This window comes from Streptomyces kaniharaensis (assembly GCF_009569385.1).
Taxonomy (GTDB): Bacteria; Actinomycetota; Actinomycetes; order Streptomycetales; family Streptomycetaceae; genus Kitasatospora; species Kitasatospora kaniharaensis.
This window is the reverse complement of sequence record NZ_WBOF01000001.1, coordinates 2,459,888-2,483,792: the sequence shown is the minus strand read 5'-3', so window position 1 is coordinate 2,483,792 and position 23,905 is coordinate 2,459,888. Positions and strand designations below refer to the sequence as shown.

The 23,905-nt window shown below is 72.8% G+C and carries 22 protein-coding genes and 1 riboswitch; of the genes, 13 read left to right on the top strand and 9 right to left on the bottom strand.

Features of this window, described 5'->3' with window-relative positions; translation table 11 throughout:
- The first annotated feature begins 70 nt into the window (after positions 1–70).
- Positions 71–1,087, top strand: coding sequence for a carbohydrate-binding protein (locus F7Q99_RS11290; RefSeq protein WP_153461120.1), 1,017 nt, complete (start codon positions 71–73; stop codon positions 1,085–1,087).
- A gap of 93 nt (positions 1,088–1,180) precedes the next feature.
- On the opposite strand, the gene nagA is transcribed toward F7Q99_RS11290, so the two are convergent.
- Both nagA and F7Q99_RS11280 read right to left on the bottom strand, forming a co-directional pair.
- A complete protein-coding gene (gene nagA, locus F7Q99_RS11285; RefSeq protein ID WP_326846538.1) occupies positions 1,181–2,374 on the bottom strand; it encodes an N-acetylglucosamine-6-phosphate deacetylase in 1,194 nt (397 codons plus the stop codon).
- Positions 2,371–3,318 carry an ROK family protein gene (locus F7Q99_RS11280; protein WP_326846537.1) on the bottom strand — a complete coding sequence of 316 codons (948 nt, stop codon included), beginning with the start codon at positions 3,316–3,318 and terminating at the stop codon, positions 2,371–2,373. Before F7Q99_RS11280 ends, nagA begins: the two co-directional genes overlap by 4 nt.
- A 304-nt stretch (positions 3,319–3,622) precedes the next feature.
- On the opposite strand from F7Q99_RS11280, the gene F7Q99_RS11275 reads away from it, so the two are divergent.
- The 3 genes from F7Q99_RS11275 (at position 3,623) to otsB (ending at position 6,116) form a co-directional block, all read left to right on the top strand.
- A complete protein-coding gene (locus F7Q99_RS11275) occupies positions 3,623–4,843 on the top strand; it encodes an extracellular solute-binding protein (RefSeq protein WP_326846536.1) in 1,221 nt (406 codons plus the stop codon).
- A 65-nt stretch (positions 4,844–4,908) separates the two neighbouring features.
- Positions 4,909–5,136, top strand: coding sequence for a DUF3263 domain-containing protein (locus F7Q99_RS11270; RefSeq protein ID WP_326846535.1), 228 nt, complete (start codon positions 4,909–4,911; stop codon positions 5,134–5,136).
- 140 nt (positions 5,137–5,276) lie between these two features.
- Positions 5,277–6,116, top strand: a complete 840-nt coding sequence (otsB, locus tag F7Q99_RS11265; RefSeq protein WP_326846534.1) for a trehalose-phosphatase — start codon at positions 5,277–5,279, stop codon at positions 6,114–6,116.
- On the opposite strand, the gene F7Q99_RS11260 is transcribed toward otsB, so the two are convergent.
- Both F7Q99_RS11260 and F7Q99_RS11255 read right to left on the bottom strand, forming a co-directional pair.
- On the bottom strand, positions 6,103–7,569 hold the full coding sequence (locus F7Q99_RS11260) for an alpha,alpha-trehalose-phosphate synthase (UDP-forming) (protein ID WP_153461116.1): 1,467 nt from the start codon (positions 7,567–7,569) through the stop codon (positions 6,103–6,105). The two genes, otsB and F7Q99_RS11260, sit on opposite strands and share 14 nt — an antisense overlap.
- 38 nt (positions 7,570–7,607) lie before the next feature.
- The gene (locus F7Q99_RS11255; protein WP_326846533.1) at positions 7,608–8,636 is read right to left on the bottom strand and encodes a glucosyl-3-phosphoglycerate synthase; all 1,029 of its coding nucleotides are present in this window, start codon (positions 8,634–8,636) and stop codon (positions 7,608–7,610) included.
- A 147-nt stretch (positions 8,637–8,783) separates the two neighbouring features.
- Positions 8,784–8,916, top strand: a riboswitch (SAM riboswitch).
- 16 nt (positions 8,917–8,932) lie between these two features.
- Here F7Q99_RS11255 and thrC point away from each other — a divergent pair.
- The 5 genes from thrC (at position 8,933) to F7Q99_RS11230 (ending at position 13,703) form a co-directional block, all read left to right on the top strand.
- Positions 8,933–10,228 carry a threonine synthase gene (thrC, locus tag F7Q99_RS11250; protein WP_153461114.1) on the top strand — a complete coding sequence of 432 codons (1,296 nt, stop codon included), beginning with the start codon at positions 8,933–8,935 and terminating at the stop codon, positions 10,226–10,228.
- A gap of 32 nt (positions 10,229–10,260) precedes the next feature.
- Entirely contained in the window at positions 10,261–10,539 is a 279-nt protein-coding gene (locus tag F7Q99_RS11245) for a MoaD/ThiS family protein (protein WP_153461113.1), read from the top strand.
- A gap of 546 nt (positions 10,540–11,085) precedes the next feature.
- Positions 11,086–11,286 (top strand): cold-shock protein, encoded by a 201-nt coding sequence (locus F7Q99_RS11240; protein ID WP_153461112.1) that lies wholly within the window; start codon positions 11,086–11,088, stop codon positions 11,284–11,286.
- A 347-nt stretch (positions 11,287–11,633) separates the two neighbouring features.
- Complete coding sequence (groL, locus tag F7Q99_RS11235; protein ID WP_153461111.1) at positions 11,634–13,253, top strand: chaperonin GroEL; 1,620 nt, start codon at positions 11,634–11,636, stop codon at positions 13,251–13,253.
- Positions 13,254–13,346: 93 nt separating this feature from the next.
- Positions 13,347–13,703 carry a hypothetical protein gene (locus F7Q99_RS11230; protein ID WP_153461110.1) on the top strand — a complete coding sequence of 119 codons (357 nt, stop codon included), beginning with the start codon at positions 13,347–13,349 and terminating at the stop codon, positions 13,701–13,703.
- On the opposite strand, the gene F7Q99_RS11225 is transcribed toward F7Q99_RS11230, so the two are convergent.
- The gene (locus F7Q99_RS11225) at positions 13,700–14,329 is read right to left on the bottom strand and encodes an HD domain-containing protein (RefSeq protein WP_153461109.1); all 630 of its coding nucleotides are present in this window, start codon (positions 14,327–14,329) and stop codon (positions 13,700–13,702) included. The genes F7Q99_RS11230 and F7Q99_RS11225 overlap by 4 nt on opposite strands.
- Positions 14,330–14,395: 66 nt before the next feature.
- Here F7Q99_RS11225 and F7Q99_RS11220 point away from each other — a divergent pair, with 66 nt between their 5' ends.
- From F7Q99_RS11220 to F7Q99_RS11210, 3 genes are read left to right on the top strand one after another with little or no spacing between them, the layout of a single operon-like run.
- Positions 14,396–14,749 carry a PadR family transcriptional regulator gene (locus F7Q99_RS11220; protein ID WP_153461108.1) on the top strand — a complete coding sequence of 118 codons (354 nt, stop codon included), beginning with the start codon at positions 14,396–14,398 and terminating at the stop codon, positions 14,747–14,749.
- On the top strand, positions 14,746–15,693 hold the full coding sequence (locus F7Q99_RS11215; protein ID WP_153461107.1) for a hypothetical protein: 948 nt from the start codon (positions 14,746–14,748) through the stop codon (positions 15,691–15,693). The genes F7Q99_RS11220 and F7Q99_RS11215 overlap by 4 nt, the downstream gene beginning before the upstream one ends.
- Before the next feature lie 58 nt (positions 15,694–15,751).
- A complete protein-coding gene (locus F7Q99_RS11210; protein ID WP_153461106.1) occupies positions 15,752–16,438 on the top strand; it encodes a copper homeostasis protein CutC in 687 nt (228 codons plus the stop codon).
- Positions 16,439–16,483: 45 nt separating this feature from the next.
- Here the strand turns inward: F7Q99_RS11210 and F7Q99_RS11205 are convergent, their stop codons facing one another.
- Positions 16,484–18,559 (bottom strand): HelD family protein, encoded by a 2,076-nt coding sequence (locus tag F7Q99_RS11205; protein WP_326846532.1) that lies wholly within the window; start codon positions 18,557–18,559, stop codon positions 16,484–16,486.
- Positions 18,560–18,859: 300 nt separating this feature from the next.
- On the opposite strand from F7Q99_RS11205, the gene F7Q99_RS11200 reads away from it, so the two are divergent.
- A complete protein-coding gene (locus F7Q99_RS11200; protein WP_153461105.1) occupies positions 18,860–19,018 on the top strand; it encodes a hypothetical protein in 159 nt (52 codons plus the stop codon).
- A 44-nt stretch (positions 19,019–19,062) separates the two neighbouring features.
- Here F7Q99_RS11200 and F7Q99_RS11195 read toward each other — a convergent pair whose 3' ends face one another.
- From F7Q99_RS11195 to F7Q99_RS11185, 3 genes are all read right to left on the bottom strand, one after another.
- Complete coding sequence (locus F7Q99_RS11195; RefSeq protein WP_326846531.1) at positions 19,063–20,700, bottom strand: DNA repair helicase XPB; 1,638 nt, start codon at positions 20,698–20,700, stop codon at positions 19,063–19,065.
- 82 nt (positions 20,701–20,782) lie between these two features.
- Entirely contained in the window at positions 20,783–21,187 is a 405-nt protein-coding gene (locus tag F7Q99_RS11190; protein ID WP_153461104.1) for a hypothetical protein, read from the bottom strand.
- 116 nt (positions 21,188–21,303) lie between these two features.
- The gene (locus F7Q99_RS11185; RefSeq protein ID WP_153461103.1) at positions 21,304–23,805 is read right to left on the bottom strand and encodes a helicase C-terminal domain-containing protein; all 2,502 of its coding nucleotides are present in this window, start codon (positions 23,803–23,805) and stop codon (positions 21,304–21,306) included.
- Positions 23,806–23,905 lie beyond the last annotated feature (100 nt).

Sequence of the window (23,905 nt, the reverse complement as noted above, 5' to 3'; positions counted from 1 at the left end):
GCGGGTTGTCAAGGCCTCGTTCCGGGCCGTCGGGCGGTACAGGTAGGGTTCGCGGGTAACGAGAGCGTCCATGATCTGCGCCGGCGGCCGCCAGCCCGGCGGCGCGAACGCGATGGGGGAAGTGACCACCGTGACGACCGCCGGCAACAACGGAGTGCCCGAGGGCTCGGGGGGCGGTGCCCCACAGGACGACGATCCCTTCGGTTACCTCTACCGCCCGGCCGACGGCAGCTCCGCGCAGCCGGCCCAGCCGCAGCAGGGCGTGCCCCGCACGCCGTACAGCCGCCCTATGGAGGTCGGCCGCGCCCAGTACGGGCAACAGCGCGCCCAGCAGCCGTACCAGGGCCAGCCGTACCAGCAGCCGGGGCACACCCAGCCCTACCAGCAGCAACCCGAGTACGGCGCGGCGCCCACGCAGCAGACCCGCTACGCCGAGCACTCCCGCCCGCAGCCGGGGGAGAACCGCCCGAGCAGCAGCGGCCGGAGCAAGGGCGCGGTGATCGGCGCGGTGGCGGTGGTCGCGGCCGTGGCGATCGGTGCGGGGATAGCGCTCTCCACCGGCGACCCGGACGGCGAGAAGAACGCCAAGGGCGGCCAGGAGACCACTGCTCCGGCGAAGCCCTCCACAACCGCCCCCGGCAGCCCGTCCGGGACGGCCCCGCCCTCCGCGAGCGCCTCCGCCACGGCCGGCCAGGGGACCGTGGACGCGAGCCAGCTCCAGGGCCAGAACGCGCCCTCGGGGAACACCGTCAAGGGCGCCAAGTCGGCGGACGGCAGCTACCTGACGCTCCAGCCGGGCGGCACGGTGAGCTGGACCGGCCAGGTCGCCGCGGCCGGCACCTACAAGCTGACCGTGCACTTCAACAACGCCGCCGGGGACGTGAAGGGCTCGGCGTCGGTGAACGGCAAGGACTGGCCGAGCGGTCTGACGTTCAAGAACTTCGCGCCGGGCAAGGACCCGGCGTCCTCCTGGTACACCACGTGGATACTCCCGCAGCTCCAGGCCGGGCCGAACACCATCACCATGTCCGTCCCGTCCGGCGGGCCGATCCTGATCGACCAGGTCACCGTCGAGCCGAACGGCTGACCCGGGCCTGCGGACACGCAACGGCCGCCCGTCCCCGTCGTGGGGGTGGGCGGCCGTGGGCGTTCGGTCGGGCTACGGCCGGTCGGGCTTCGGTCAGTCGGGCTTCACGGTGGTGAACCGGTCGCCGCCGAGGACCCACCGGCCGCGGCGCATGACGGCGACCAGGTCGTAGCTCCCGGAGTCCAGGACGACCAGGTCGGCGTTCTTGCCGGTCTCCAGCGAGCCGATCGAGTCGGCGAGGCCGAGCAGACGGGCGGGCGTGGCGGACAGCGACTCGACGGCCTGGCCGAGGGTGAGGCCGTTGACGGTGACCGAGCGCTTGAACGCGACGTCCAGGGTGAGCGTGGAGCCGGCGATCGCGCCGCCCTCGACGAGCCGGGCCACGCCGTCGCTGACCTCGACCTGGAGCGGGCCGAGCGGGTAGAAGCCGTCGCCCATGCCGGCCGCGCCCATGGCGTCGGTGATCAGGGCGACCCGGTCGGCGCCGGCGGTGCGGTAGGCAAGGTCGAGGACGGACGGGTGCAGGTGCACGCCGTCGTTGATCAGCTCGACGGTGACCCGCTCGTCCTCCAGCAGGGCCACGATCGGGCCGGGGGCGCGGTGGGCGATGCCGGGCATGGCGTTGAAGAGGTGGGTGGCGACGGTGGCACCGGCCTCGACGGCGTCCAGGGTGGTGGCGTAGTCGGAGTCGGTGTGGCCGACGGCGGCGATCACGCCGAGGTCGGCGAGCATCCGGACGGAGTCCAGGCCGCCGGGCAGTTCAGGGGCCAGGGTGACCATCCTGGCGTGGCCGCGCGCGGCGTCGACCAGCTTGCGGACCAGGGCGGGGTCCGGGTCGCGGAGCAGGTCGGGCCGGTGGGCGCCGCAGCGGTTGCGCGAGATGAACGGGCCCTCGAAGTGGATGCCGGCGAGCACGCCGTCCTCGACGAGTTCGGAGAGGACGCCGGCCTGGCGGGCGACGTTGTCGATCTCGCCGGTGACGGTGGAGGCGACCGTGGTGGTGGTGCCGTGGTCGAGGTGGGTGCGGGCCGCCCTGAACGCCTCCTCGGCGACGCCGGAGGCGTAGGAGGCGCCGCCGCCGCCGTGGACGTGCAGGTCGACGAAGCCCGGGACGACGGTGTGGCCGGCCAGGTCGAGGTCGCCCGGCTCGGTCCCGCCGCCCGCCGCACTCGTGACGGCCGCGATCCGGGAGCCCTCGGTCACGAGGCGGCCGCCGTCGACGACGCCGCCGGGCAGGACCAGCCGGGCACCGGCCAGGGCGATACGGTCACGGTCCGCGGTGGTCACGCGGTCACCTCCGAGGAGAGCAGATCCCAGGCGAGCAGGCCCGCGCCGAGGCACGCGGCGGTGTCTTTGAGCATGGCGGGCACGACTTCCGGGGGCATCTGGAAGGTCAGGCGCTCGGTGACCGCCGCCCGCAGCGGCGTGAAGAGCGTGTCGCCGGCCTCGGCCAGCCCGCCGCCGATGATCACCCTGGACGGGTCGAGCAGGCTCTGGCCGAGGACGATGCCGTCGGCCAGCGCGTCGACGGCGCGCCGCCAGATCGCGATCGCGCGGTCGTCCCCGGCCTCCACCGCGGCGGCGCAGGATGCCGCGTCGGCGTCGGGGCCGCCGCCGGCCTCGGCCCAGGCCCGGGAGACGGCGGAGGCGGAGGCCAGCCTCTCCAGGCAGCCGCGGGCGCCGCAGCCGCACAGCGGGCCGCCCGGGCGGACCACGACGTGGCCGATCTCGCCGCCGTAGCCGTGGGCGCCGGCCTCGATCCGGCCGCCGATGCCGATGGCGCCGGCGATGCCGGTGCCCAGCGCGATGAACAGGAAGCGGCCGACGCCCCGGCCGGCGCCGAGCCGGCCCTCGGCCAGGCCGCCCGAGCGCACGTCGTGGCCGAGCGCGACCGGCAACGCGGCGCCGGCGCCGGCGGCCAGGCGCTCGCCCAGCAGCCTGCGCAGCGGGAGGTCGCGCCAGCCGAGGTTGGCGGAGTAGACCGCGACGCCGCTCTGCTCGTCGATCGTGCCCGGCACGGCGACGCCGGCCGCGAGCGGGGTGGCGCCGAAGCGGCTGCGGCCCTCGTCCGCCAGGTCGGCGGCGAAGTCGAGAATGGCGGCGACGACGGCGTCCGTGCCGTGTTCCCGTCCGGTCGGTCGGCGTGCCTCGAACAGCACGGAGCCGTCCTGGGCGAGCAGCGCGGCCTTCATGCCGGTGCCGCCCACATCGAGTGCGATGACGTGCTTCACGGGGACAGTTTCCCTGGCAGGGTCGAAGAGGTCTAGTCCAGTCACCGGATTGGTCTGGTCCATGTGGGGTGAGTTGCGTCGCAGAACCCGTTGCGCATCGTGCAATGACATCGGCACTTCGATAACTGTTCGACGGGTACGGGTCAGAGGTATGGACCACTGTGCGGTCGATTTGGCAGTGTTGCACCTCTCTCTGCCGGATTCACCGGTCTGCTCGTATTTCCCCCTGAAGGCGGTATCCGCGTTGAACAGGCGCGCCCACGTTCCCACCCGTGTACTCGGCACTGCGCTGGCCGGAGCACTCGTGCTCACCACGGTCACCGCGTGCGGCGGGCAGGGCGGCGGGTCGGTCACCCTCAAGCTGGTGGCCGCGGACTACGGCGAGAGCGCGGACACCAGCTCCCAGCAGTACTGGGACGAGGTCGTGCGCGGCTTCGAGGACGCCAACCCCGGCATCAAGGTCGACGTCCAGGTGGTGAGCTGGACCGACATCGGCAAGCGGGTCGACGACCTGATCGCGGCCGGCAAGTCGCCCGACCTGCTGCAGACCGGTGGATTCGCCGACCAGGCCGCCGCGGACCGGCTGTACCCGGCCGCCGCCGTCCTCTCGATCGACACCCAGGCCAAGTTCATGGACTCCTTCGCGCACGCCGGCCAGGTGCTGGGCGCACAGTACGGAATCCCGTTCGTCTCCTCGTCGCGGGTCCTCTTCTACAACAAGGCGCTGTTCCGTCAGGCCGGCATCGCCCAGCCGCCAGCCACCTGGAACGAGCTGCGGCAGGACGCCGAGAAGATCAGGGCCAAGGTGCCGGGCGTAACCCCGTACGGGCTGCCGCTGGGCCCCGAGGAGGCACCCGCCGAGTCCATGCTGTGGACGCTGAGCGGCGGCGGCAGCATCTCCGACGACGTCGGCAACTACACCATCGACAGCACCCAGAACCAGGCCACCTTCGGCTGGCTGAAGAGCAACCTCGTCGACACCAGGCTGACCTATCCCGAGCCGGGCAAGATGAACCGCACCCCGGTGTTCCAGGACTTCGCGGCCGGGAAGGTCGCGATGCTGAACGGCCACCCGACGCTGCTGCGGATGGCCACCGCCGGGAAGATCGAGTTCGGCACGGCGCCGATCCCCAGGAAGGACGGGGTGGGCAGGACGGGGAGCCTCGGCGTCGCGGACTGGATGATGGCGCTCAAGGCCAACGGCCACAAGGAGCAGATCAAGAAGTTCCTGTCCTTCGTGTACCAGCGGGAGAACCAGCTCAAGTTCGACGAGCGGTACAACCTGCTGCCGGTCACCCAGGACGCGTTCGCGCAGATGAGCGCGGACCCGAAGCACGAGGACCTCAAGCAGTTCGCGACCGGGCTGACCAACGCCAGCTTCTACCCGTTCGGCGACCCGGCCTGGGTGAACGTCAGCAACCGGATCAAGGCGGGCATCGGGGAGGCCGTCACCGGGGACCCCAAGCAGGTGCTCACCGGGCTGCAGGACGCGGCGATGCAGGAGGCGGCCCGGATTCGGAAGTGAACCCGGGGCGGGCGCGAGAATGACATCTCGTGGTGTCGTGGTCGTCGTCGGTGGGAGGTGTTCCCGTGGGTGAGCTGAGTGAGCGGGACCGGGCGGTGCTGGAGCTCGAAGGGCGCCAGTGGCGGACGGCGGGGGCCAAGGAGCGGGCGATCCGGGAGGAGCTGGGGCTCTCCGGTACGCGGTACTACCAGCTGCTGAACGCTTTGCTGGATCGTCCGGAGGCGGTGGCGCATGCGCCGGTGCTGGTGAATCGGTTGCGGCGCGTGCGGGAGGCCCGGCGGGCGGCTCGCTGAGGGCGGGCTCTCGGGAGGGTGGATGAGGGGGCGGCTCTTGGGGTGGCCGCTCCCTCCGGCGGCGCGTCCCCCTCGCCTTGGTGGGGTGGTTGCCGCAGGGGATCTTTTTGGGGCCCGGCGGATCGGGTATGGGGACTGGCATGGGCTTTGACGAGAAGCGGATGCCGGTGACCGATGCCGGGCGGGACGGGTTGCGGCGGATTCTGGCGGCGCCCGGTGATGCGGTGGTCGCGCTGGACTTCGACGGGACGCTTGCGCCGATCGTGGCGGATCCCAGTCGGGCCCGGGCGCATCCGGGGGTTGCGGGGGCTCTGCGCGGGTTGGCGCCGTTCGTCCGGGCCGTGGTGGTGGTGACCGGGCGGCCTGCCGGGCTGGCGGTGGAGTACGGCGGGCTGGAGGGACTGCCCGGGGTCGTGGTGCTGGGGCACTACGGGGCCGAGCGGTGGGAGGACGGCGAGGTGACGGCGCCGCCGGTGCATCCGGGGGTGGCCGGGGCGCGTGCGGCGTTGCCGGGTGCGCTGGCGGCGGTCGGGGCGCCCGAGGGGACGTGGGTGGAGGACAAGGGGCGCTCGTTGGCGGTGCACACGCGGCGTACGGCGGCGCCGGAGGAGACGCTGGAGTCGTTGCGGGCGCCGGTGGACGCGCTGGCGGCGGAGCACGGGCTGGTGGTGGAGCCCGGGCGGCTGGTGTTGGAGCTCCGGCCTCCGGGGGTGGACAAGGGGGCGGCGTTGACCGGGTTCCTGCGTGAGCGCGGGGCCCGGTCGGTGCTCTACGCGGGGGACGACCTCGGGGATCTGGCGGCCTTCGCGGCGGTGGAGAAGCTGCGCGGCGAGGGCCTGGCGGGTCTGCTGGTGTGCAGCGGCGCGGTGGGGGACGCGCCGGTGCGGGAACTCGCCGACCGGGCGGACCTGGTGGTCGCGGGGCCCGCCGGCGTGGTGGAGCTGCTCGCCGAACTGGGAGAAGCCGTCAGAGCGCGTTGAGCTGGTCCAGGAACCACTGCTGCGGGGGGAGTGCGGTGGCCGCCGCCGCGAGGCGCTTGGTGCGCTCGGTGCGTTCCTCCGCGGGCATGGTGAGGCCCGCGTGCAGGGCGTCGGCGGTGGCGATGACGTCGTAGGGGTTGACGGTCAGCGCGTCGTCGGCGAGTTCGTCGTAGGCGCCGGCCTCGCGGGACAGCACCAGGGCGCAGCCGTGGTCGGAGACCACCGGGACCTCCTTGGCGACCAGGTTCATGCCGTCCCGGATGGGGTTGACCAGGGCCACGTCGGCGAGGCGGTAGGCGGCGAGGGAGCGCGGGAAGTCGTCGTCGACGTGCAGGATCAGGGGCCGCCAGGTGGGCGTGGCGAACTCGGCGTTGATGTCGTGCGCGAGCCGTTCCACCTCGGCGGTGTAGTCGCGGTACTCGGCGAGGTCGGTACGGGACGGGTAGGCGAAGGCGATGTGCACCACCCGGTCGTGCCACTCGGGGCGGGTGCGCAGCAGGTGCCGGTAGGCCTGGAGGCCGCGGACGATGTTCTTGCTCAGCTCGGTGCGGTCTACCCGGACGATGGTGCGCCGGTCGCCGACGGCCGCGCGGAGGGCGGCGAGGCGTTCGTCGACGTCGGGGCGGTGGGCGCGCTCGCGCAGGAAGTCGCCGTCGGCGCCGAGGGCGTGGACGCCCAGGTGGGTGGTGCGGCCGGCGTACCTGACGGTCAGGGCCGAGTGGTCGACGGTGGCGCCCAGGAGGTCCGTGCAGCAGGCCGCGAACGCCCTGGCCCAGCGTTCGGTGAGGAAGCCGGCCCGGTCGGCGCCCAGGATGCCGGTGAGGACGGCCTCGGCGACGTCGTCGGGCAGCAGCCGGAAGTACTCGGGCGGGGCCCAGGGGGTGTGCGAGAAGTAGCCGATCCGCAGGTCGGGGCGGGCGGCCCGGAGCAGGGCCGGGGTCAGCGAGAGGTGGTAGTCCTGGACCAGGACGGCGGCCCCGGGGGCGGCCTCGGCGGCGAGGGCGTCGGCGAAGGCGGCGTTGTAGGCGCGGTAGGCGCTCCACTCGGCGCGGAACCCGGCGTCGAAGACGGGGGCGGTGGGCGTCGCGTAGAGCAGGTGGTGGACGAACCAGAGGGTCGAGTTGGCGACGCCGTTGTAGGCGCGGGCGAAGGTCTCCGGGTCTATGTCCAGCATCCGGACGGCCTGTCCGCCGACGTCGTGGCCGGCCAGGTCGAGGCGGCCGTAGGGGGCCTGCGTGGCGGCCCGGCGGTCGGCGTCGCCGAGGGCGGCGCAGACCCAGACGGCGTTCGGGTCGTCGATCGCGGAGAGGCCGGAGACCAGGCCGCCGCCGCCACGGCGGAGGGTCAGCGTGCCGTCGTCCGAGGTGCTGAACGACACCGGTCCCCGGTTGGAGGCCACCAGGACGGGGGCGGTGCCGGTCTGATTCGAACGTTCGGTCGTGAGATCGCCCATATTTGGGATGTTGCCGGGCCTCCGGCGTGGCAAACGTTTCAGTGTCGGGTCGCATACTCCGGGATGGTGTGGATCGGGGGGCGTTCCACGGCGGTCACCGGGTGGGTGTGGGCGGTGAACACGGGGGTCCCTCCCGCCGAAGGCCGGGGCAGGGTCTCCGGGGCGCGGGTGAACTGGGTGAGCAGGGGGCGGACGAGGTCGGCGGAGGCCTTGAGCCGGTGGGTGCGGTCGAGGCGTTCGAGGGCGGTGCGGTAGATGGTGGCGGCCATCCGGCCGAGGGCCTGGCTGTCCTGGTGGTGGTGGTGCCGGACGCCGACGTCCACCTGGGCCAGGGCGTCCAGCCCGGTCGCCTCCAACGCGTCGACCAGCAGGCCGAGTTCGACGCCGTAGCCGGTCGGGAAGGGCAGCCGTTCGAGGAGCGAGCGGCGGGCCGCGTACTCGCCGCCGAGGGGCTGGACGAAACCGGCGAGTTCCGGCCAGTGCAGGTTGAGCAGCGGGCGGGCGACCAGCTCGGTGACCCGGCCGCCGCCGGCCGGGACGACCGCGCCGTTCGTTTCGAGGGGGCGGTCGTACATGGCCTTCACCAGCTGGATGTCCGGTTCCGTGAGTAGCGGGCCGACGATGCCGGAGACGAAGACGGGGTCGAACTCGCGCAGGTCGGCATCGACGAAGCAGACGATGTCGCCGTGGGTGACCAGCAGCGACCGCCAGAGGACCTCGCCCTTGCCGGGCACGGCGGGCAGCCGGGGCAGGATGGCGTCGCGGTGCTCCACCCGGGCGCCGGCCTCGGCGGCGACGGCGGCGGTGGCGTCGGACGAGCCGGAGTCGACCACGACGAGTTCGTCGACCAGCGGGAGCCGCTCCATCAGCTCGCGGCGGACGGTCCGGACGATGTCGCCGACGGTGGCCTCCTCGTCGAGGGCGGGCAGGACCACGCTGACGGTGTGGCCGGTGCGGCGCTTGGCCTCCAGCAGGGTGTGCACCGGCCGGTCCGCGGCGCTCCACGAGCGGCGGCTCAGCCAGGACGCCGCCTGCGGGAGGAGTGCGGGGATCGGTTCGGCGGGCACGGGACTCTCCTCGGCGGGGTGGGTGGGACGCGCCATCTCGCGTGGCGGACGGTCCCTTTCGGGGTTGGCGCCTTCGGATACAGTCTTCGTACAGCGGCCGGACCTTCGCACGCCGGGGTCGCCGCTGAGCAGCACCACAACTTCACAAGCTCATCCAGAGGGACTGAGGGAACGGCCCGTTGACGTCCCGGCAACCTTCTCGCGCGGCTGTCTTCAGGCCCCGGCGGGACAGGTGCCAATTCCGGCCCGTGGCGCGACCGCGCCATGGGGAAGATGAGGAGAGAGGCCTCCGCCACATGGCTATCACTGCGACATCCCCATCTGGCGTCGTACCCGCACCCGTCGACCTCGGCCCCGCCGCGGCGCTGTCCTGTCGGGAGTGCGGCGCCCGCTTCCCGCTCGGTCCGAGCTTCGCCTGTCCGGAGTGCTTCGGCCCGCTGGAGATCGCGTACGACTTCGGCAGCGAGGGCGCCGAGGAACTGCGCAAGCGGATCGAGTCCGGTCCGGCCTCGATCTGGCGCTACGCACCGCTGCTGCCCGTTCCGGCCGACGTCGCCTCCAAGCCGAACCTGAATCCCGGCTGGACTCCGCTGGTCACGGCGGACAACCTCGGCCGCGAACTCGGCTTCACCGCCCGGCTGCACGTCAAGGACGACTCGGGCAACCCGACGCACTCGTTCAAGGACCGCGTGGTGGCCTGCGCCATCGAGGCGGCGCGGGCGTTCGGCTACACGACGCTGTCCTGCTCGTCGACCGGCAACCTGGCCGGTGCGGTGGGCGCGGCGGCGGCGCGGGCCGGGTTCCGCTCGTGCGTCTTCATCCCGCACGACCTGGAGCAGGGCAAGGTCGTGATGGCCGGTGTCTACGGCGGCGAGCTGGTCGGCATCGAGGGCAACTACGACGACGTGAACCGCTTCTGCTCCGAGCTGATCGGCGACCCGGCCGGCGAGGGCTGGGGCTTCGTCAACGTCAACCTGCGCCCGTACTACGGCGAGGGCTCCAAGACGCTGGCGTACGAGATCTGCGAGCAGCTCGGCTGGCGGCTGCCGGAGCAGATCGTCATCCCGATCGCCTCGGGCTCGCAGCTGACGAAGATCGACAAGGGCCTGCAGGAGCTGATCGGGCTCGGGCTGGTCGAGGACCGGCCGTACCGGATCTTCGGTGCCCAGGCCGAGGGCTGCTCCCCGGTGTCGGCCGCGTTCAAGGCCGGCCGGGACGTGATCAAGCCGGTCAAGCCGGACACCATCGCCAAGTCGCTGGCGATCGGCAACCCGGCGGACGGCCCGTACGTGCTGGACATCGCGCGGCGCACCGGCGGCGCGGTCGAGGACGTCACCGACGCCGAGGTGGTGGCCGCGATCGGGCTGCTGGCCCGCACTGAGGGCATCTTCGCCGAGACCGCGGGCGGGGTGACCATCGGCGTGCTGAAGAAGCTGGTCGAGACCGGACAACTGGATCCGGCCAAGGAGACCGTCGCGATCAACACCGGCGACGGCCTGAAGACCCTGGACGCCGTCTCCGACGCCGGCATGACCGCCGTCATCCGCCCGACGCTGGAGTCCTTCCGCGACGCCGGCCTCGTGTCCGCCTGACCCCCCCACCCCCGCCGAGGAGAGCCACCGCCATGAGTGCCAACGTCCGCATCCCCACCATCCTCCGCACCTACACCGGCGGCGCCGCCGAGGTGGCCGCCGAGGGCGCCACCCTGGGCGACGTCATCGCCGACCTGGACCGCAACCACGCCGGCATCGCCGCCCGCATCCTGGACGACACCGGCCGGCTGCGCCGCTTCGTCAACGTGTACGTGAACGACGACGACGTGCGCTTCGCGGAGGGTCTGGCGACGGAGATCAAGGACGGCGCCAGCGTCTCGATCATTCCGGCGGTGGCCGGCGGCTGCTGAGCCGCACGCCGTCCATTCGGCCGTCCACGCATGCGGAATTCCGCATTCCGTACGCGTGGGCGGCTGCTCGTATTTCGGCGGGAATATTTCTCGGTCGAGTGGGAGTAGAGTGTCGCTCGGCCGGGAACAGGGGTCCCCCTCCCTCCCGCGGCGAACCGCCGGATCGCCTTCCGGCGCTTGGGCCAGGCCCGGTCCGGCGCCGGGAATCCTGTCAGGCGGATGTCAGAATTTCCGGGGGGATTTGGGTAATTCGTCCGCTATGCCCGGCGTGAAATGCCGAGATTCTTCCGATTCGACCCGTCCTGTCTCTTGACGTGGCCCCGGAATTCCGTGCGGCTGACCCTGTTGCAGAGGGCGTCGATCCGGATACATTCAGCCGCGGTCGACGCAGTCACCCGCTCACCGGACCCCGTCCGGTGGCCCGGCGGAGGACTGCGGCGTGCATGGCTGCGCTCAGGGGGGGTTCCCCGAGCCGGCCTTCAAACCAACCCGCTCCCGCGACCTGCGGGCGCGTGAAGGGCCAGCACAGCACTAGGGGAGTTCGGAATGGCTCAGGGCACCGTCAAGTGGTTCAACGCGGAGAAGGGCTACGGCTTCATCGCGGTCGACGGTGGTGCGGACGTCTTCGTCCACTACAGCGCGATCCAGATGGACGGCTACCGCACCCTCGAGGAGGGCCAGCGGGTCGAGTTCGAGATCTCCCAGGGACAGAAGGGCCCGCAGGCGGACATGGTCCGCGCGGTCTGACCCCCTTCGGCTTCCAGGAGCTCGGCGCGGCCCACGGCTGGTGACCACTCGCTTCTCGACGGGCCCGTACGACATGCGTCGTACGGGCTCGTCGGCGTTCACGAGGGGTGCGCGAGGGGGTCGCGCGGGGCTCGGAGTGCGGCTCGCGGGTTGGCGATTGGGCTTGCACTCGACCACCCGGAGTGCTAATCATTGGCGTTAGCACTCACAGCTTGAGAGTGATAAAGCGGACCGGGTCGGTGAGGCCCCAGGGAGCGGTAGGGGAATGGACCCCCGCACACCAGGGCCGTCCGTCGCGGGCACCCCTTGGTCCGAGCAGTCGACCGTGTCCCGGAGGACCACTTCTGATGGCCAAGATCATCGCCTTTGATGAGGAAGCTCGCCGCGGCCTTGAGCGTGGCATGAACCAGCTCGCCGACGCAGTGAAGGTCACGCTCGGCCCCAAGGGCCGCAACGTCGTGCTGGAGAAGAAGTGGGGCGCCCCCACGATCACCAACGACGGCGTCTCCATCGCCAAGGAGATCGAGCTCGAGGACCCGTACGAGAAGATCGGTGCGGAGCTCGTCAAGGAGGTCGCCAAGAAGACGGACGACGTCGCCGGTGACGGCACCACCACCGCCACCGTCCTCGCCCAGGCCCTGGTTCGCGAGGGTCTGCGCAACGTCGCCGCCGGCGCCAACCCGATGGCCCTGAAGCGCGGTATCGAGAAGGCCGTCGCCGCCGTCTCGGACCAGCTGCTGGCCCAGGCCACCGACGTGGAGACCAAGGAGCAGATCGCCTCCACCGCCTCCATCTCGGCCGCCGACACCCAGATCGGCGAGCTGATCGCCGAGGCCATGGACAAGGTCGGCAAGGAAGGCGTCATCACCGTCGAGGAGAGCAACACCTTCGGCCTGGAGCTCGAGCTCACCGAGGGCATGCGCTTCGACAAGGGTTACATCTCCGCCTACTTCGCGACCGACCTGGAGCGTATGGAGGCGACCTTCGAGGACCCGTACATCCTCATCGCCAACTCCAAGATCGGCTCGATCAAGGACCTGCTCCCGCTGCTGGAGAAGGTCATGCAGAGCGGCAAGCCGCTCGTCATCATCGCCGAGGACGTCGAGGGCGAGGCCCTGTCGACCCTGATCGTCAACAAGATCAAGGGCGTCTTCAAGTCCGTCGCCGTCAAGGCCCCGGGCTTCGGCGACCGCCGCAAGGCCATGCTCCAGGACATCGCCGTCCTCACCGGCGGCACCGTGGTGTCCGAGGAGGTCGGCCTGAAGCTGGAGAACGCCGGTCTGGACCTGCTGGGCGGCGCCCGCAAGGTGGTCATCACCAAGGACGAGACCACCATCATCGACGGTGCCGGTGACGGCGAGCTGGTCGCCGGCCGCGTGAACCAGATCCGCGCCGAGATCGAGATCAGCGACTCGGACTACGACCGCGAGAAGCTCCAGGAGCGCCTCGCCAAGCTGGCCGGCGGCGTGGCCGTCATCAAGGCCGGCGCGGCCACCGAGGTGGAGCTCAAGGAGCGCAAGCACCGCATCGAGGACGCCGTCCGCAACGCCAAGGCCGCCGTCGAGGAGGGCATCGTCGCCGGTGGTGGCGTGGCCCTGCTGCAGGCCGCCGTCGCCTTCGACAAGCTGGAGCTGGAGGGCGACGAGGCCACCGGTGCCAACATCGTCAAGGTCGCGCTGGAGGCCCCGATCAAGCAGATCGCGACCAACGCCGGCCTGGAAGGTGGCGTCGTGGTGGAGAAGGTGCGCAACCTCCCCGCCGGTCACGGCCTGAACGCCGCCACCAACGAGTACGTCGACCTGATCGCCGAGGGCATCATCGACCCGGCCAAGGTCACCCGCTCCGCGCTGCAGAACGCCGCCTCCATCGCGGCGCTGTTCCTCACCACCGAGGCCGTCATCGCCGACAAGCCGGAGAAGGCCGCCGCGCCGGCCGGCGGCATGCCGGGCGGTGACATGGACTTCTGATCCTGATCTCCGATCGGATCGGTTGATTCCCGATCGCGTGGGCGGTCCCCTTCGGGGGGCCGCCCACGCGGCGTTCTGAGAGAAGATGGACGGATGGCTGCCGACGACATCGAGACCGCCCTGCACAACGCCCGGGCGCTGATCCTGGCCGACCTCACCGCGCGGGACGTGGCGGACGCCGCCGTCGTGTCGCTGGTGGAGGAGGCCGTCACGCACCGCCGGTGGTGGCTGGAGCAGTGGCCCGACGGCACCGAGTACGTGCTCGGGCTGGTCGCCCAGGACGTCCAGGACGCCCTGCTGGAGGCGTACGGGCGCTGGCCGCTGTGCACCGCCTGCGCGGCCGACGGGGACCTGCACGCGCTCAGCGTGGAACCGGAGCTCGGGCCCGAGCCGCACTGGGTGTGCGGCAAGGAGGGCGCCGTCGTCGCGCCGGTGGGGAAGCTCTCCTAGAGCGTGTCGAGTTCGGCCGTCAGGTTGGCGCGGGCGGCTTCCGTGAAGCGCTCGCGGGCGGCGGGGGTGCGGTAGAGGGCGGGCAGCGCGAGGAGTTGGCGCAGGACGGCGGCCCGGCCCACCCGGAAGTCCGGCTCGGGGACGAAGGCGTACTCCTCGCGGACGGCGGCGGTGTAGGCCGCGTACGCCTCGGGGGTGCCGCCGAGCACGGCGAGGTCGGCGTCGCACAGCACCTCGCCGTCGCGGTCGCCCGGCGCGGGGTCGTGGGTGACGGTGAGCAGCACCAGCCGCTCGACCTCGGCCACCCGCTCGGCGGGCAGGCCGGCCGCGGTGAGCGCCCGGACGGCCAGGGCGGCGCTGCGCTGCTCGTTCTCGGAGCGGTCGGGCCGGTAGACGGCGTCGTGGAACCAGGCGGCCAGCCGGACGGCGTCCGGGTCGGCGGCATGCCCGGCGAGGGCGTCGACGTGCCGCAGGACCGCGTGCAGGTGGTCGGTGGTGTGGTAGCGGCGCTGCGGTTCGGCCCAGCGGTGCAGCAGCTCCCGCCCGTACGGCTCGGGGTCGGCGGTGGTGCCGCAGCGGTGCAGCAGGGCGGTCCAGTCGGCGAGCAGGTCCTCGGTGATCGGCATGCGGGCCATTCTCGCGGGCGCGTCACCCACTGGACCTATAAGTAGGTTAACGATATATGTAGTCGTATGACAGAACGCTCCATGCAGGAGCCCACGCTGCTGCTGCTCACCGCACTGGCCGACGCGCCCAGACACGGGTACGCGCTGATACAGGAGGTCTCCGCGATCTCCGGCGGCCGGGTCAAGATCCGCACCGGCACGCTCTACGGCGCGCTCGACCGGCTGCTGGGCCAGGGTCTGATCGAGGTCGCCTCCGAGGAGATCGTGGACGGCCGCGCCCGGCGCACCTACGCGCTGACCGACGCCGGTCGGGGCGCGCTGACCACCGAGGCCGAGCGGCTCCGGGCCGTGGCCGCCGAGGCCGAGCGCCGGCTCTCCATTTCTGTTGTCCGTCCGAGGGTCAGGGGGGCCTTCGCATGAACCAGTTGACCCTGCGCGCTGCTCTGGCGCTCTACCCGGGCCGCTACCGCCGCGAGCGCGGCGAGGAACTGGCCGCCGTCTTCGCCGACACCACGGCGGACGCGGGCCGGCTGGCCACCGCCCGGGAACTGCTCGACCTGGGCGCGTACGGGCTGCGCCTGCGGACCGGGCTGACGTCCACCTCGGCGGGTGGACGACTCGCGGCGCTGACCTCGCCGCTCGCGGCCGGGGCGGTGGCGGGGCTGGCGGCGGTGGCCATGGTCGCGGACTACAGCGCGTACCAGGCTCCGCATTCCGCGCGGGTGCTGCTGATCCTCCTGGCCTTCTGGGTGTTGAACGGGTCGGCGGTGCTCTCGGCCGGTGCCGTGCTGCTCGGGCGGTGGACGGCGGCACGGCTGCTCGCCGGGATGACGGCCCTCGCGGTGGTGGCGGACCTCCTGCTGCAGGTGACGACTCCGACCTGGCAGTTCCTCGGCGGCGGCCTCTGGGAGCTCCTCTACGACTTCCAGTGGGACGGGCCGTTCCTGCTCTGGGCCTTGGTGCTGGTGGCCGCGCCGCGCGACGCGCTGCCGACGCCGACCTGGTGGCAGCGGGGCATGGTGGTGGCGTCGGCTGCCCTGAGTCCCTTCCTGGTGCTCGAGACCTCCTTCTACCGCAGCTGGCACCACCTGGACCTGCCGTGGCGGGCCGCGATGGTCTGCATCCCGCTGCTGATGGCGCTGACCGCCCTGCGCGGGTGGTACGTGGTGGCCGTGCCGGGGCTCGCCGCGCTGGCGTGGACGCTGAGCATCAACCTCAACGCCATCTGGCAGCAGACGGGCGGGATGTGGCGGCTGCTGCCGATGGCCGCGCTGACGGTCACCGCGATGGTCGGGCTGGTCATGCTGCGCCGGCCGTCCGGTTCGGCCGGGGCGGGGGGCGGCGACGGGCGGCTGACGGCCTGAGGCGCGGCCGCGCGGGGTGGTCTCGTCGGAGGCCGGCGGATGTGGCAGGCTGTCCGACATGTCTAGACCAATCTTCGAAGTCATCGCACTGACGCCCCAGGACGCCCGGGCCGCCGAGTCCGGCGGCGCCGACCGGCTCGAACTGGTCACCGACATGGCCGCCGACGGGCTCACCCCGCCGGTCGAGGAATTCGCCGGGATCCGCGCCGCCGTGGACCTGCCGCTGCGCGTCATGCTCCGCGGCCAGGCCGGCTTCGCGCCCGGCGACCTGGACGGGCTGCGCGCCCGGGCCGCCGCGCTCCGCGCCGAGGGCGCCGAGGAGTTCGTCCTCGGCTTCCTCGACGCGGACGGCGGCGTCGACCTGGCCGCCACCGCTGCCGTCGCCGACGCGGTGGCCGGCTGCCGCTGGACCTTCCACCGGGCGATCGACCACAGCGCCGACCGGGCCGCCGTGCGGGCCGCCGTCGGCGCGCTGCCCGGGCTGGACACCTTCCTCACCTCCGGCTCGCCCGGCGGCGTGGACTCCGGGCGCGAGGTGCTGGTCGAGGAGCTGGCGAGGAAGGGCGAACCCGGCTACGGGCAGCGGATCCTGATCGGCGGCGGCCTACGGGCCGAGCACGTGCCGGGCCTGCGGGCCGCCGGGTTCGACGCCTTCCACGTCGGCGGCGCGGTGCGCGTCGACGGCTGGCGCACGCCGGTGGACGCGGCCGAGGTCGCGCGGTGGCGGGCGCTGATCGACGCCTGAGTGCTTCCGTCGAAGGGCCGGTCCCGGCGGGCCGGCCCTTCCGCGTCAGCGGAGTTGCTCGGGCAGCGGCTCCGCGTGCAGCACCGTCAGCCCGGAGACGGCCCGGGTCAGCGCCACGTACAGCCGGCGCAGGCCGGTCCGCTCGTCCGGCTCGCCGGCGATCACCGCGGCCGGCTCGTCCAGCACCACGTAGTCGTACTCCAGACCCTTGGCGAGCGACGCTGGGACGAGGGTCAGCCGGGCCTCGGCGCTGGTCTCGGTGCCGGGGGAGAGGTGCGGCAGACCGGCCGCGGTCAGCGCCTCGGCGAGCAGCGGGATGCGGGCGTCGGCGGCGATCAGGCCGGTCGAGCCCTCGTTCTCCAGGGCCCGGAGGCAGGCCTCGATCACGGCCTCGGACGCTTCCCCGTCAGTGATATGACGGATCGTCAGCGAGCCAGGGGCCTCGCGGACCGACGTCGCCGGGGCCAGGCCCGGCGCGATGGCGGGCAGCAGCCGGGAGGCGTAGGCGATGACCTCCTCCGGCACCCGGAAGCCCTTGGTCAGCTCCTCGACGTGGGCGCCCGGCTTGCCCAGGTGGTGCAGGGCGTCCGGCCAACTCGCCGTCGCCCACGGGGTGGTGCCCTGGGCGAGGTCGCCGAGGACGGTCGCCGAGCCGGTGGTGCAGCGGCGGCCGACCGCGCGGTACTGCATCGGGGAGAGGTCCTGCGCCTCGTCCAGCACCACGTGCCCGAGCGAGGGCGTGCGCTGGACCAGGTCCGCGGCCTCGTCGACCAGGACGGCGTCGGAGGCCGTCCAGCGGGCGGTCTTCACCGAGCGGCCGGGCTTGGGCCAGAGCACCGCCCGCTGCTCCTCGGCGGTGAGCACACCCTCCGCGCAGGAGGCCAGGAACTCCGGCTCGGAGAGCAGTCGCAGCATCAGCTTGGCCGGGTCGACCGGTGGCCAGCACTGCTTGACCACCGCCTTGACCGCGCTGTTGCGGGCCACCGCGTCCTGTACCCGGTCGTCGGGAGCCTCGCCGGACTGCTCCATCTTCAGCAGCACGGCGTGCGCGATGCGCTGCGGCAGGGCCTCGCCGGCGGCGCCGTAGCGGATGTCGCGGTCCTTCAACTCCTCGATGATCTCGGCGAGTTCGTACACCGGGACGCGCCATCGCCGGGAGCCGCGGACCACCACGCAGGGCTCGGTGGGCAGCGTGATGCCCGAGCGCACCGCGCGGCGCAGCACCTCGGCCATCCGGGCGTCGCCCTTCAGCCGGGCCGCCTCGGCGGTGTCCTCGCCCTTCACCTCGACGTGCCCGACCAGCTGCTGCACGGTGGCCTGGGCCACGTCCAACTCGCCGAGGGCGGGGAGGACCTGCTCGATGTAGGAGAGGAACGCGTTGTTCGGGCCGATCACCAGGGTGCCGGTCCGGGCCAGGCGCTCGCGGTGCGCGTACAGCAGGTACGCGACGCGGTGCAGGCCGACGGCGGTCTTCCCGGTGCCGGGCGCCCCCTGGACGCAGATGGTGCCCGTGACGTCGGAGCGGACGATCTCGTCCTGCTCGGGCTGGATGGTGGCCACGATGTCGCGCATGGGGCCGACGCGCGGCTTCTCGATCTCGGCCGCGAGCAGGGCGGAGGTGGTGGAGCCCCCGGCGGAGCCGGTAAACGTCTCTGTGGCCGGGTCGGTCAGGTGCTCGTCCTCGTACGCGGTGAGCTCGCCGCCGGTGTAGCCGAAGCGGCGGCGGCGCTCGACGTCCAGCGGCTCGGTGCGGCTGGCCCGGTAGAACGGTTGGGAGACCGGCGCGCGCCAGTCGATCACCATAGGGTCGCCGTCGGCGTCGTGGACGTGCCGGCGGCCGATGTAGAAGCTCTCTCCTCCGCCGCCCTCGGACATTTCCTCGCTGATCGCGTGCAGGTAGTCGAGGCGGCCGAAGAACAGCGGGGTGTCGGCGAGGTCGGCCAGGGCGGCGATCCGGGACTCGATCTGGTTCTGGAGGACGGCGGCGGACACCCAGGTGCCGGTCACGTCGCGCAGGTCCAGCGACTGGACGTCCTCGCGCATCGCTCGCAGCGCGGCCCGGGACGCGGCCAGGTGGTCGCGTTCGCGCTGGAGGGGGTCGGTGGTGGGGTTGGCGGGCACAGCGAACCTTCCCGGCTGCCCCGGTGGCGGGCGCAGCGGATCGATGGAGCTCACGGTGGGGTACAGCCGGCCGGTTGCCGTGCGGTCGGCACCTCCCCCGGCTGCCTGCGGGCTTCAGCAGGTACCACGGTTCGGGAGGGGGCAGACGGACGATCTTAGACCCGTCCGTCTCAGGGTTCCAGCCCCGCAGGGTCTCGGGGCTTGCCAGGGGTGCAGTACACCTGGAGGACGAGCGCCGGCTCGGCGGATACGGCCTTTGGAGTGATGCCGGTGGCGAGCGTGCTGCCTACCGTTGAATACATGAGCACTCACCAGTCCACCCGTACCGCCCCGGTCGGCGCCACCGCCGTGCCCGGCCGCCACCGCAACCCGCTGAGCACCGCCGTCCGCAACGTCGGCATCGCCCTGGACACCGCCGCGCGCGTGATCTTCCTCGGGCGCGACGGTGTCCGTTACTGATCCGGCCTACGGCACGTGATCGTGCTCACGGCACGTGATGCCGCTTACAGCACGTCGTCGGCGTCGATGATGCGGTAGGCGTAGCCCTGCTCGGCCAGGAAGCGCTGCCGGTGGGCGGCGAAGTCCTGGTCCACGGTGTCCCGGGCGACCACCGAGTAGAAGTGCGCCGCGTGCCCGTCCGCCTTGGGGCGCAGGACGCGGCCGAGGCGCTGGGCCTCCTCCTGGCGGGAGCCGAAGGTCCCGGAGACCTGGATGGCGACGGTGGCCTCGGGCAGGTCGATCGAGAAGTTCGCGACCTTGGACACCACCAGGACGCCGATCTCCTTGTTGCGGAACGCGTCGAAGAGCTTCTCGCGCTGCGCGTTGCTGGTCTCGCCCTTGATCACCGGCGCGTCGAGCGCCTCACCGAGTTCGTCCAGCTGGTCGATGTACTGACCGATGATCAGCGTCTGGTCCTTCTCGTGCTTCCTGACCAGCGCCTCCACCACCCGCCGCTTGGTCGCCGTCGTGGCGCAGAAGCGGTAGCGCTCCTCCGGCTCGGCGGTCGCGTAGGCCAGGCGCTCGGAGTCGGTCAGGGTGACCCGCACCTCGCAGCAGTCGGCCGGCGCGATGTAGCCCTGCGCCTCGATCTCCTTCCACGGCGCGTCGAAGCGCTTGGGACCGATGAGGCTGAACACGTCGCCCTCGCGGCCGTCCTCGCGGACCAGCGTGGCGGTCAGGCCGAGGCGGCGGCGGGCCTGGAGGTCGGCGGTGAACTTGAACACCGGCGCGGGCAGCAGGTGCACCTCGTCGTAGACGACCAGGCCCCAGTTGCGGGCGTCGAACAGCTCCAGGTGCGCGTACACGCCCTTCCGCTTGGTCGTCATCACCTGGTAGGTGGCGATGGTGACCGGGCGGATCTCCTTCTTCGTGCCGCTGTACTCGCCGATCTCGTCCTCGGTGAGCGAGGTGCGCCGGACCAGCTCGTGCTTCCACTGCCGGGCCGACACGGTGTTGGTGACCAGGATCAGCGTGGTCGACTTGGCGTGCGCCATGGCGGCGGCGCCGACCAGCGTCTTGCCGGCGCCGCACGGCAGCACGACGACGCCGGAGCCGCCGTGCCAGAAGCCCTCCACGGCCTGCGCCTGGTAGGGGCGCAGCTGCCAGCCGTTCTCCTCCAGGTCGATGGGGTGCGCCTCGCCGTCCACGTAGCCGGCGAAGTCCTCGGCGGGCCAACCGAGTTTGAGCAGCACCTGCTTGATCTGGCCGCGCTCGGACGGGTGCACCACGACGGTGTCGGGGTCGACCCGGGCGCCGACCAGCGGAACGATCTTCTTGGACCGCAGCACCTCCTCCAGAACCGGCCGGTCGGTGGTGGTGAGCACCAGGCCGTGGGTCGGGTGCTTGAAGAGCCGCAGTCGCCCGTAGCGGGCCATGGTGTCGGCCACGTCCACCAGCAGTGCGTGCGGCACCGGGTAGCGCGAGTACGTCACCAGGGCGTCGACCACCTGCTCGGCGTCGTGCCCGGCGGCCCGCGCGTTCCACAGCCCGAGCGGCGTCACCCGGTACGTGTGCACGTGCTCGGGTGCGCGCTCGAGCTCGGCGAACGGCGCGATGGCGCGGCGGCAGTCGGCGGCCTTGGGGTGGTCGATCTCCAGGAGAAGAGTTTTGTCGCTCTGGACGATGAGCGGTCCGTCGTTCACGCGGGGGTGCCCTCCACTGGCTGACAGGCTGGATTGACGCAGATCTTCCAGTGTCGCGCATTCCGCGGGGAACGTGGGCGGGCTACTTCCATTCGTAGAGCTTGCCGGTGGACTTGCCGCCGGCGTCGGTGTCGAACTCGAAGATGCCGACGGTGCCGTTGAGGCGTTCGAGCTGCGGGGAGGTGGTGGAGAAGAAGAGCGCACCGCGGAAGCTGGTGCCGCCGTTCTCGGTCATGTGGCCGACGCCGCTGCCGTGCCAGGTGACGGTCTGGCCGTCGGCGGTCATGTCGACGCCCTGGCCCTCGCCGTAGAGGGTGCCATCGGCGCGCATTTCGGCCTCATACGTGCCGAAGCCGTTGACCTGGGTGCCGTAGTAGCTGCCGGTGCCCTGGAACGAGACCTCGACCGTCACGTGGCCGTCGCCGGCGGCGAGGACGCGGCGGCCGGTGTCCTGGCTCTGTGTGTCGCCTATGAGTTCGCCGAGCATGATGCCTCCTCGTGTTGACCCCCTTCCTCCGGGTTACGCCGGGCTCGTACGGGTCGCAACCGCACGCTCGTGACCAGCGGTTGAGCCGGACGCGAACGGGCCGGAGGCGCCGGGTCCTACTCGTCCAGCTCCGCGACGCCCGTGATGCGGTGCAGGGCGAAGGTGCGGAGCTCGTCGGCGTGGTGGTCGAAGGCGGTGACGAAGCCGCCCTCCACCTTGACCGGGTCGATGATCCGCTGGCTGGCGATGCCCTCGGCGTTGAGGTAGCCGATCCACATCCGCTCGCCGAGCAGGACGGCCGTCTGGAGGGCGGCCAGGGTCTCCGCGGCGGCCGTGCGGGGCAGTTGGCGCGGGTCCGCGGTGGGCTCGCGGCGGGCCGCGGTGGCGGCGCGGTCGCCCGCCCGGATGGCCTTGATGGCGGCGGCGAGCAGGACGTCGTCCGGGGCGGGCGGGCCGTCCGGGACGGGGACGGGCGCGGTGCGCGGCGGGGTGCGGTGACTGTCCGGACGGGTGATCACCACGTCGCCCTCGGCGGACTCGGCGGCCGGGGCGTAGCCCATCGCGCGCAGGGCGGCGAGCAGCACGTCCGGGGCGGCCTGGGAGGCGAGGACGGTGGGGGCGAGCAGCCGCAGCCGCAGGTCGGCGGAGCGGCGGTCGGCGAGGACCTCGCCGAGCAGCGACGGGTCGTCGCAGCGCAGGTACGAGGAGGCGGCGCCGACCCGCAGGATGCCGTGCCGGCGGGCGACGTCGTCGATCAGGTAGCTGAGCGGCTGCGGGACGGGCGTGCGGGAGTGCTGCTCCAGGAAGGCCCGCAGGTCGGCGGCGGTGCGCCCGGCGTCGAGGGCGCGGCGGACGGACACCGGGGTGAACCGGTAGACGGTGGCGCCGCCCTTGGACTCGATGTCGGCGCAGAGCGCGAGCGCGTGGGCGAGCGGGGTGAGCAGCGGGCCGGGGGCGATCGCGGTGAGGTCGGGCTGCAGGATCACGTGGTCCAGCGGCCGCGGCAGCAGCGGGGCGAGCACCTGGGCGGGGTCGGCCTCGGCGGTGAGCAGCGCGCGGGCGGGGGCGGCGAGGGCGCCGCGGCCGGTGATGCCGAGGAGTTCGGCCTCGGTGAGGGTCCAGGCGGTGAGGTCGTCGCGCAGCTCGTGGCCGTCCGGGCCGGTCGGGCCGCCGCGCAGCGGGCGCTGCCAGCGCAGGGTGGGCAGCAGTTCGGCGGCGGTGGCCGGGGTGCCGGGCGGGAGTTCGGCGAGCAGGGCGAGGGCGGCGCGGCGCACGGACGGGGCGAGGGTGCGGTCGAGTTCGGGGCCGAGGGCGGCGCGCGGCCTGCCCTTGCCGTCGGGGGTGCCGGTGAGGGCGGGGACGCGGGTGGCGGCGAGCCAGGCGGTGGCGAGGACGGTCCAGCGGTCGGCGGTGTCCTGCTGGCGCCAGGTGTCGTAGGCGGGGGTCGGGGCCCAGCACTCGTCGACTTCGCCGTCGGGGGCCAGCAGGCCTGCGGTGTAGGCGAGTTCGAGCCAGAAGGCGGCCTGCTGCTCGGTGGTCTCCAGGGCCTGGGCGGCGCGCTTGAGGTCGCGGACGCCGAGGCCGCCGGCGCGCAGGGTGGGGGGCGGGGTGAGGCCCCAGAGGTCGAGCAGTTCCTCGACGGTCCTGACGGCGGTGTGGGCCTGGCCCGCGGCGACTCCGTCCACAGCCTGTGGATCGCGCGGGGCGGTGGCGGGCGCGGGTTCGGGCTGGTGCGGTTCGACGGTGCGGTGGGTGCGCCCACCGCGCAGGTGCAGGGCGAGTTCGCGGGGCAGCACCACGCTGCCCGGGCTGGTGGGCAGCAGCAGGCCCCGGGCCAGCAGCCATTCGACGGGGCTCTGCGCGTCCTCGGCGGTGACCGGGCGGGTGGCGTCCGGGACGGTGCCGGTGGGCGGGCCCCAGACCAGCTTCTCCAGCAGCCGCAGGGCGGGCTCGGGCGCGGTGGCGAGCAGGGCGTCGCAGCGGGCGCGGTCGGTGAGCAGCGCGGTGAGCGCGGCGACGGCGGTGACCGGGTCGGGGGTGGCGGGCTGCCCGGCGGAGGCGAGCAGTTGCTGGAGCCGGGCCGGGGACATCCCGGCGGTGGCGTCGGCAAGGGTCGGGCCGAGGCCGGTGCGGCCGGGGTTGGCGGCGGTGGGGGCCAGCGCCTCGCGGACGGCGATGACGAGGCGGAGCGCGTTGTCGGGGCCCCAGAGCAGGGCGCGGTCGCGCAGGGTGGCGATCGCCCGGGGCAGCGCGGCGGCGACGGCGGACCGCTCGGCCGGGGTGAGCGGGGTGGCGCCGGGGTGCGGCTTGACCTTGGCCGGGCCGGTCAGCAGCGTGCGGACGGCGGTGAGCGTGGTGCCGTCCGGGGCGGTGGCCAGGGCCTCGGCGACCTGGAGGGTGAAGCGGTCGAGCCGTTCGAGGGCGCGCAGCGCGGAGGCGCGCGAGGAGAGCCGGGCGGCGAGCTGGGTGAGGTCGCCGGGCACCGGGTTCAGCAGGTCGGGGCGGGAGCGGAGCAGGGCGGCGAGACCGTCGTCCGGCCGGGCGCGCAGCTCCTCGGCCAGGGTGCGGGGGCCGGCGGTGGACCTGCCGGTGCGTTGGGGGCCCTGCTGTGTGGTCATTCGACCTAGGTTAGTCGGGTGCGGGGACGGTGGGGATGGGCCGCGGTCCCGGTGTCCGGACTCGCGTGGGCGTGGGCACGGTGGGTAGCGTCACGGCCGA

Bases quoted from the DNA above. Each gene is read 5' to 3' on its own strand.
- F7Q99_RS11290 (WP_153461120.1), top strand. From the start codon at position 71: ATGATCTGCGCCGGCGGCCGCCAGCCCGGCGGCGCGAACGCGATGGGG.
- otsB (WP_326846534.1), top strand. From the start codon at position 5,277: ATGGGCTTTGACGAGAAGCGGATGCCGGTGACCGATGCCGGGCGGGAC.
- F7Q99_RS11260 (WP_153461116.1), bottom strand. From the start codon at position 7,569: ATGGGCGATCTCACGACCGAACGTTCGAATCAGACCGGCACCGCCCCC.
- thrC (WP_153461114.1), top strand. From the start codon at position 8,933: ATGGCTATCACTGCGACATCCCCATCTGGCGTCGTACCCGCACCCGTC.
- F7Q99_RS11245 (WP_153461113.1), top strand. From the start codon at position 10,261: ATGAGTGCCAACGTCCGCATCCCCACCATCCTCCGCACCTACACCGGC.
- F7Q99_RS11240 (WP_153461112.1), top strand. From the start codon at position 11,086: ATGGCTCAGGGCACCGTCAAGTGGTTCAACGCGGAGAAGGGCTACGGC.
- groL (WP_153461111.1), top strand. From the start codon at position 11,634: ATGGCCAAGATCATCGCCTTTGATGAGGAAGCTCGCCGCGGCCTTGAG.
- F7Q99_RS11230 (WP_153461110.1), top strand. From the start codon at position 13,347: ATGGCTGCCGACGACATCGAGACCGCCCTGCACAACGCCCGGGCGCTG.
- F7Q99_RS11225 (WP_153461109.1), bottom strand. From the start codon at position 14,329: ATGCCGATCACCGAGGACCTGCTCGCCGACTGGACCGCCCTGCTGCAC.
- F7Q99_RS11220 (WP_153461108.1), top strand. From the start codon at position 14,396: ATGACAGAACGCTCCATGCAGGAGCCCACGCTGCTGCTGCTCACCGCA.
- F7Q99_RS11215 (WP_153461107.1), top strand. From the start codon at position 14,746: ATGAACCAGTTGACCCTGCGCGCTGCTCTGGCGCTCTACCCGGGCCGC.
- F7Q99_RS11210 (WP_153461106.1), top strand. From the start codon at position 15,752: ATGTCTAGACCAATCTTCGAAGTCATCGCACTGACGCCCCAGGACGCC.
- F7Q99_RS11200 (WP_153461105.1), top strand. From the start codon at position 18,860: ATGAGCACTCACCAGTCCACCCGTACCGCCCCGGTCGGCGCCACCGCC.
- F7Q99_RS11190 (WP_153461104.1), bottom strand. From the start codon at position 21,187: ATGCTCGGCGAACTCATAGGCGACACACAGAGCCAGGACACCGGCCGC.
- F7Q99_RS11185 (WP_153461103.1), bottom strand. From the start codon at position 23,805: ATGACCACACAGCAGGGCCCCCAACGCACCGGCAGGTCCACCGCCGGC.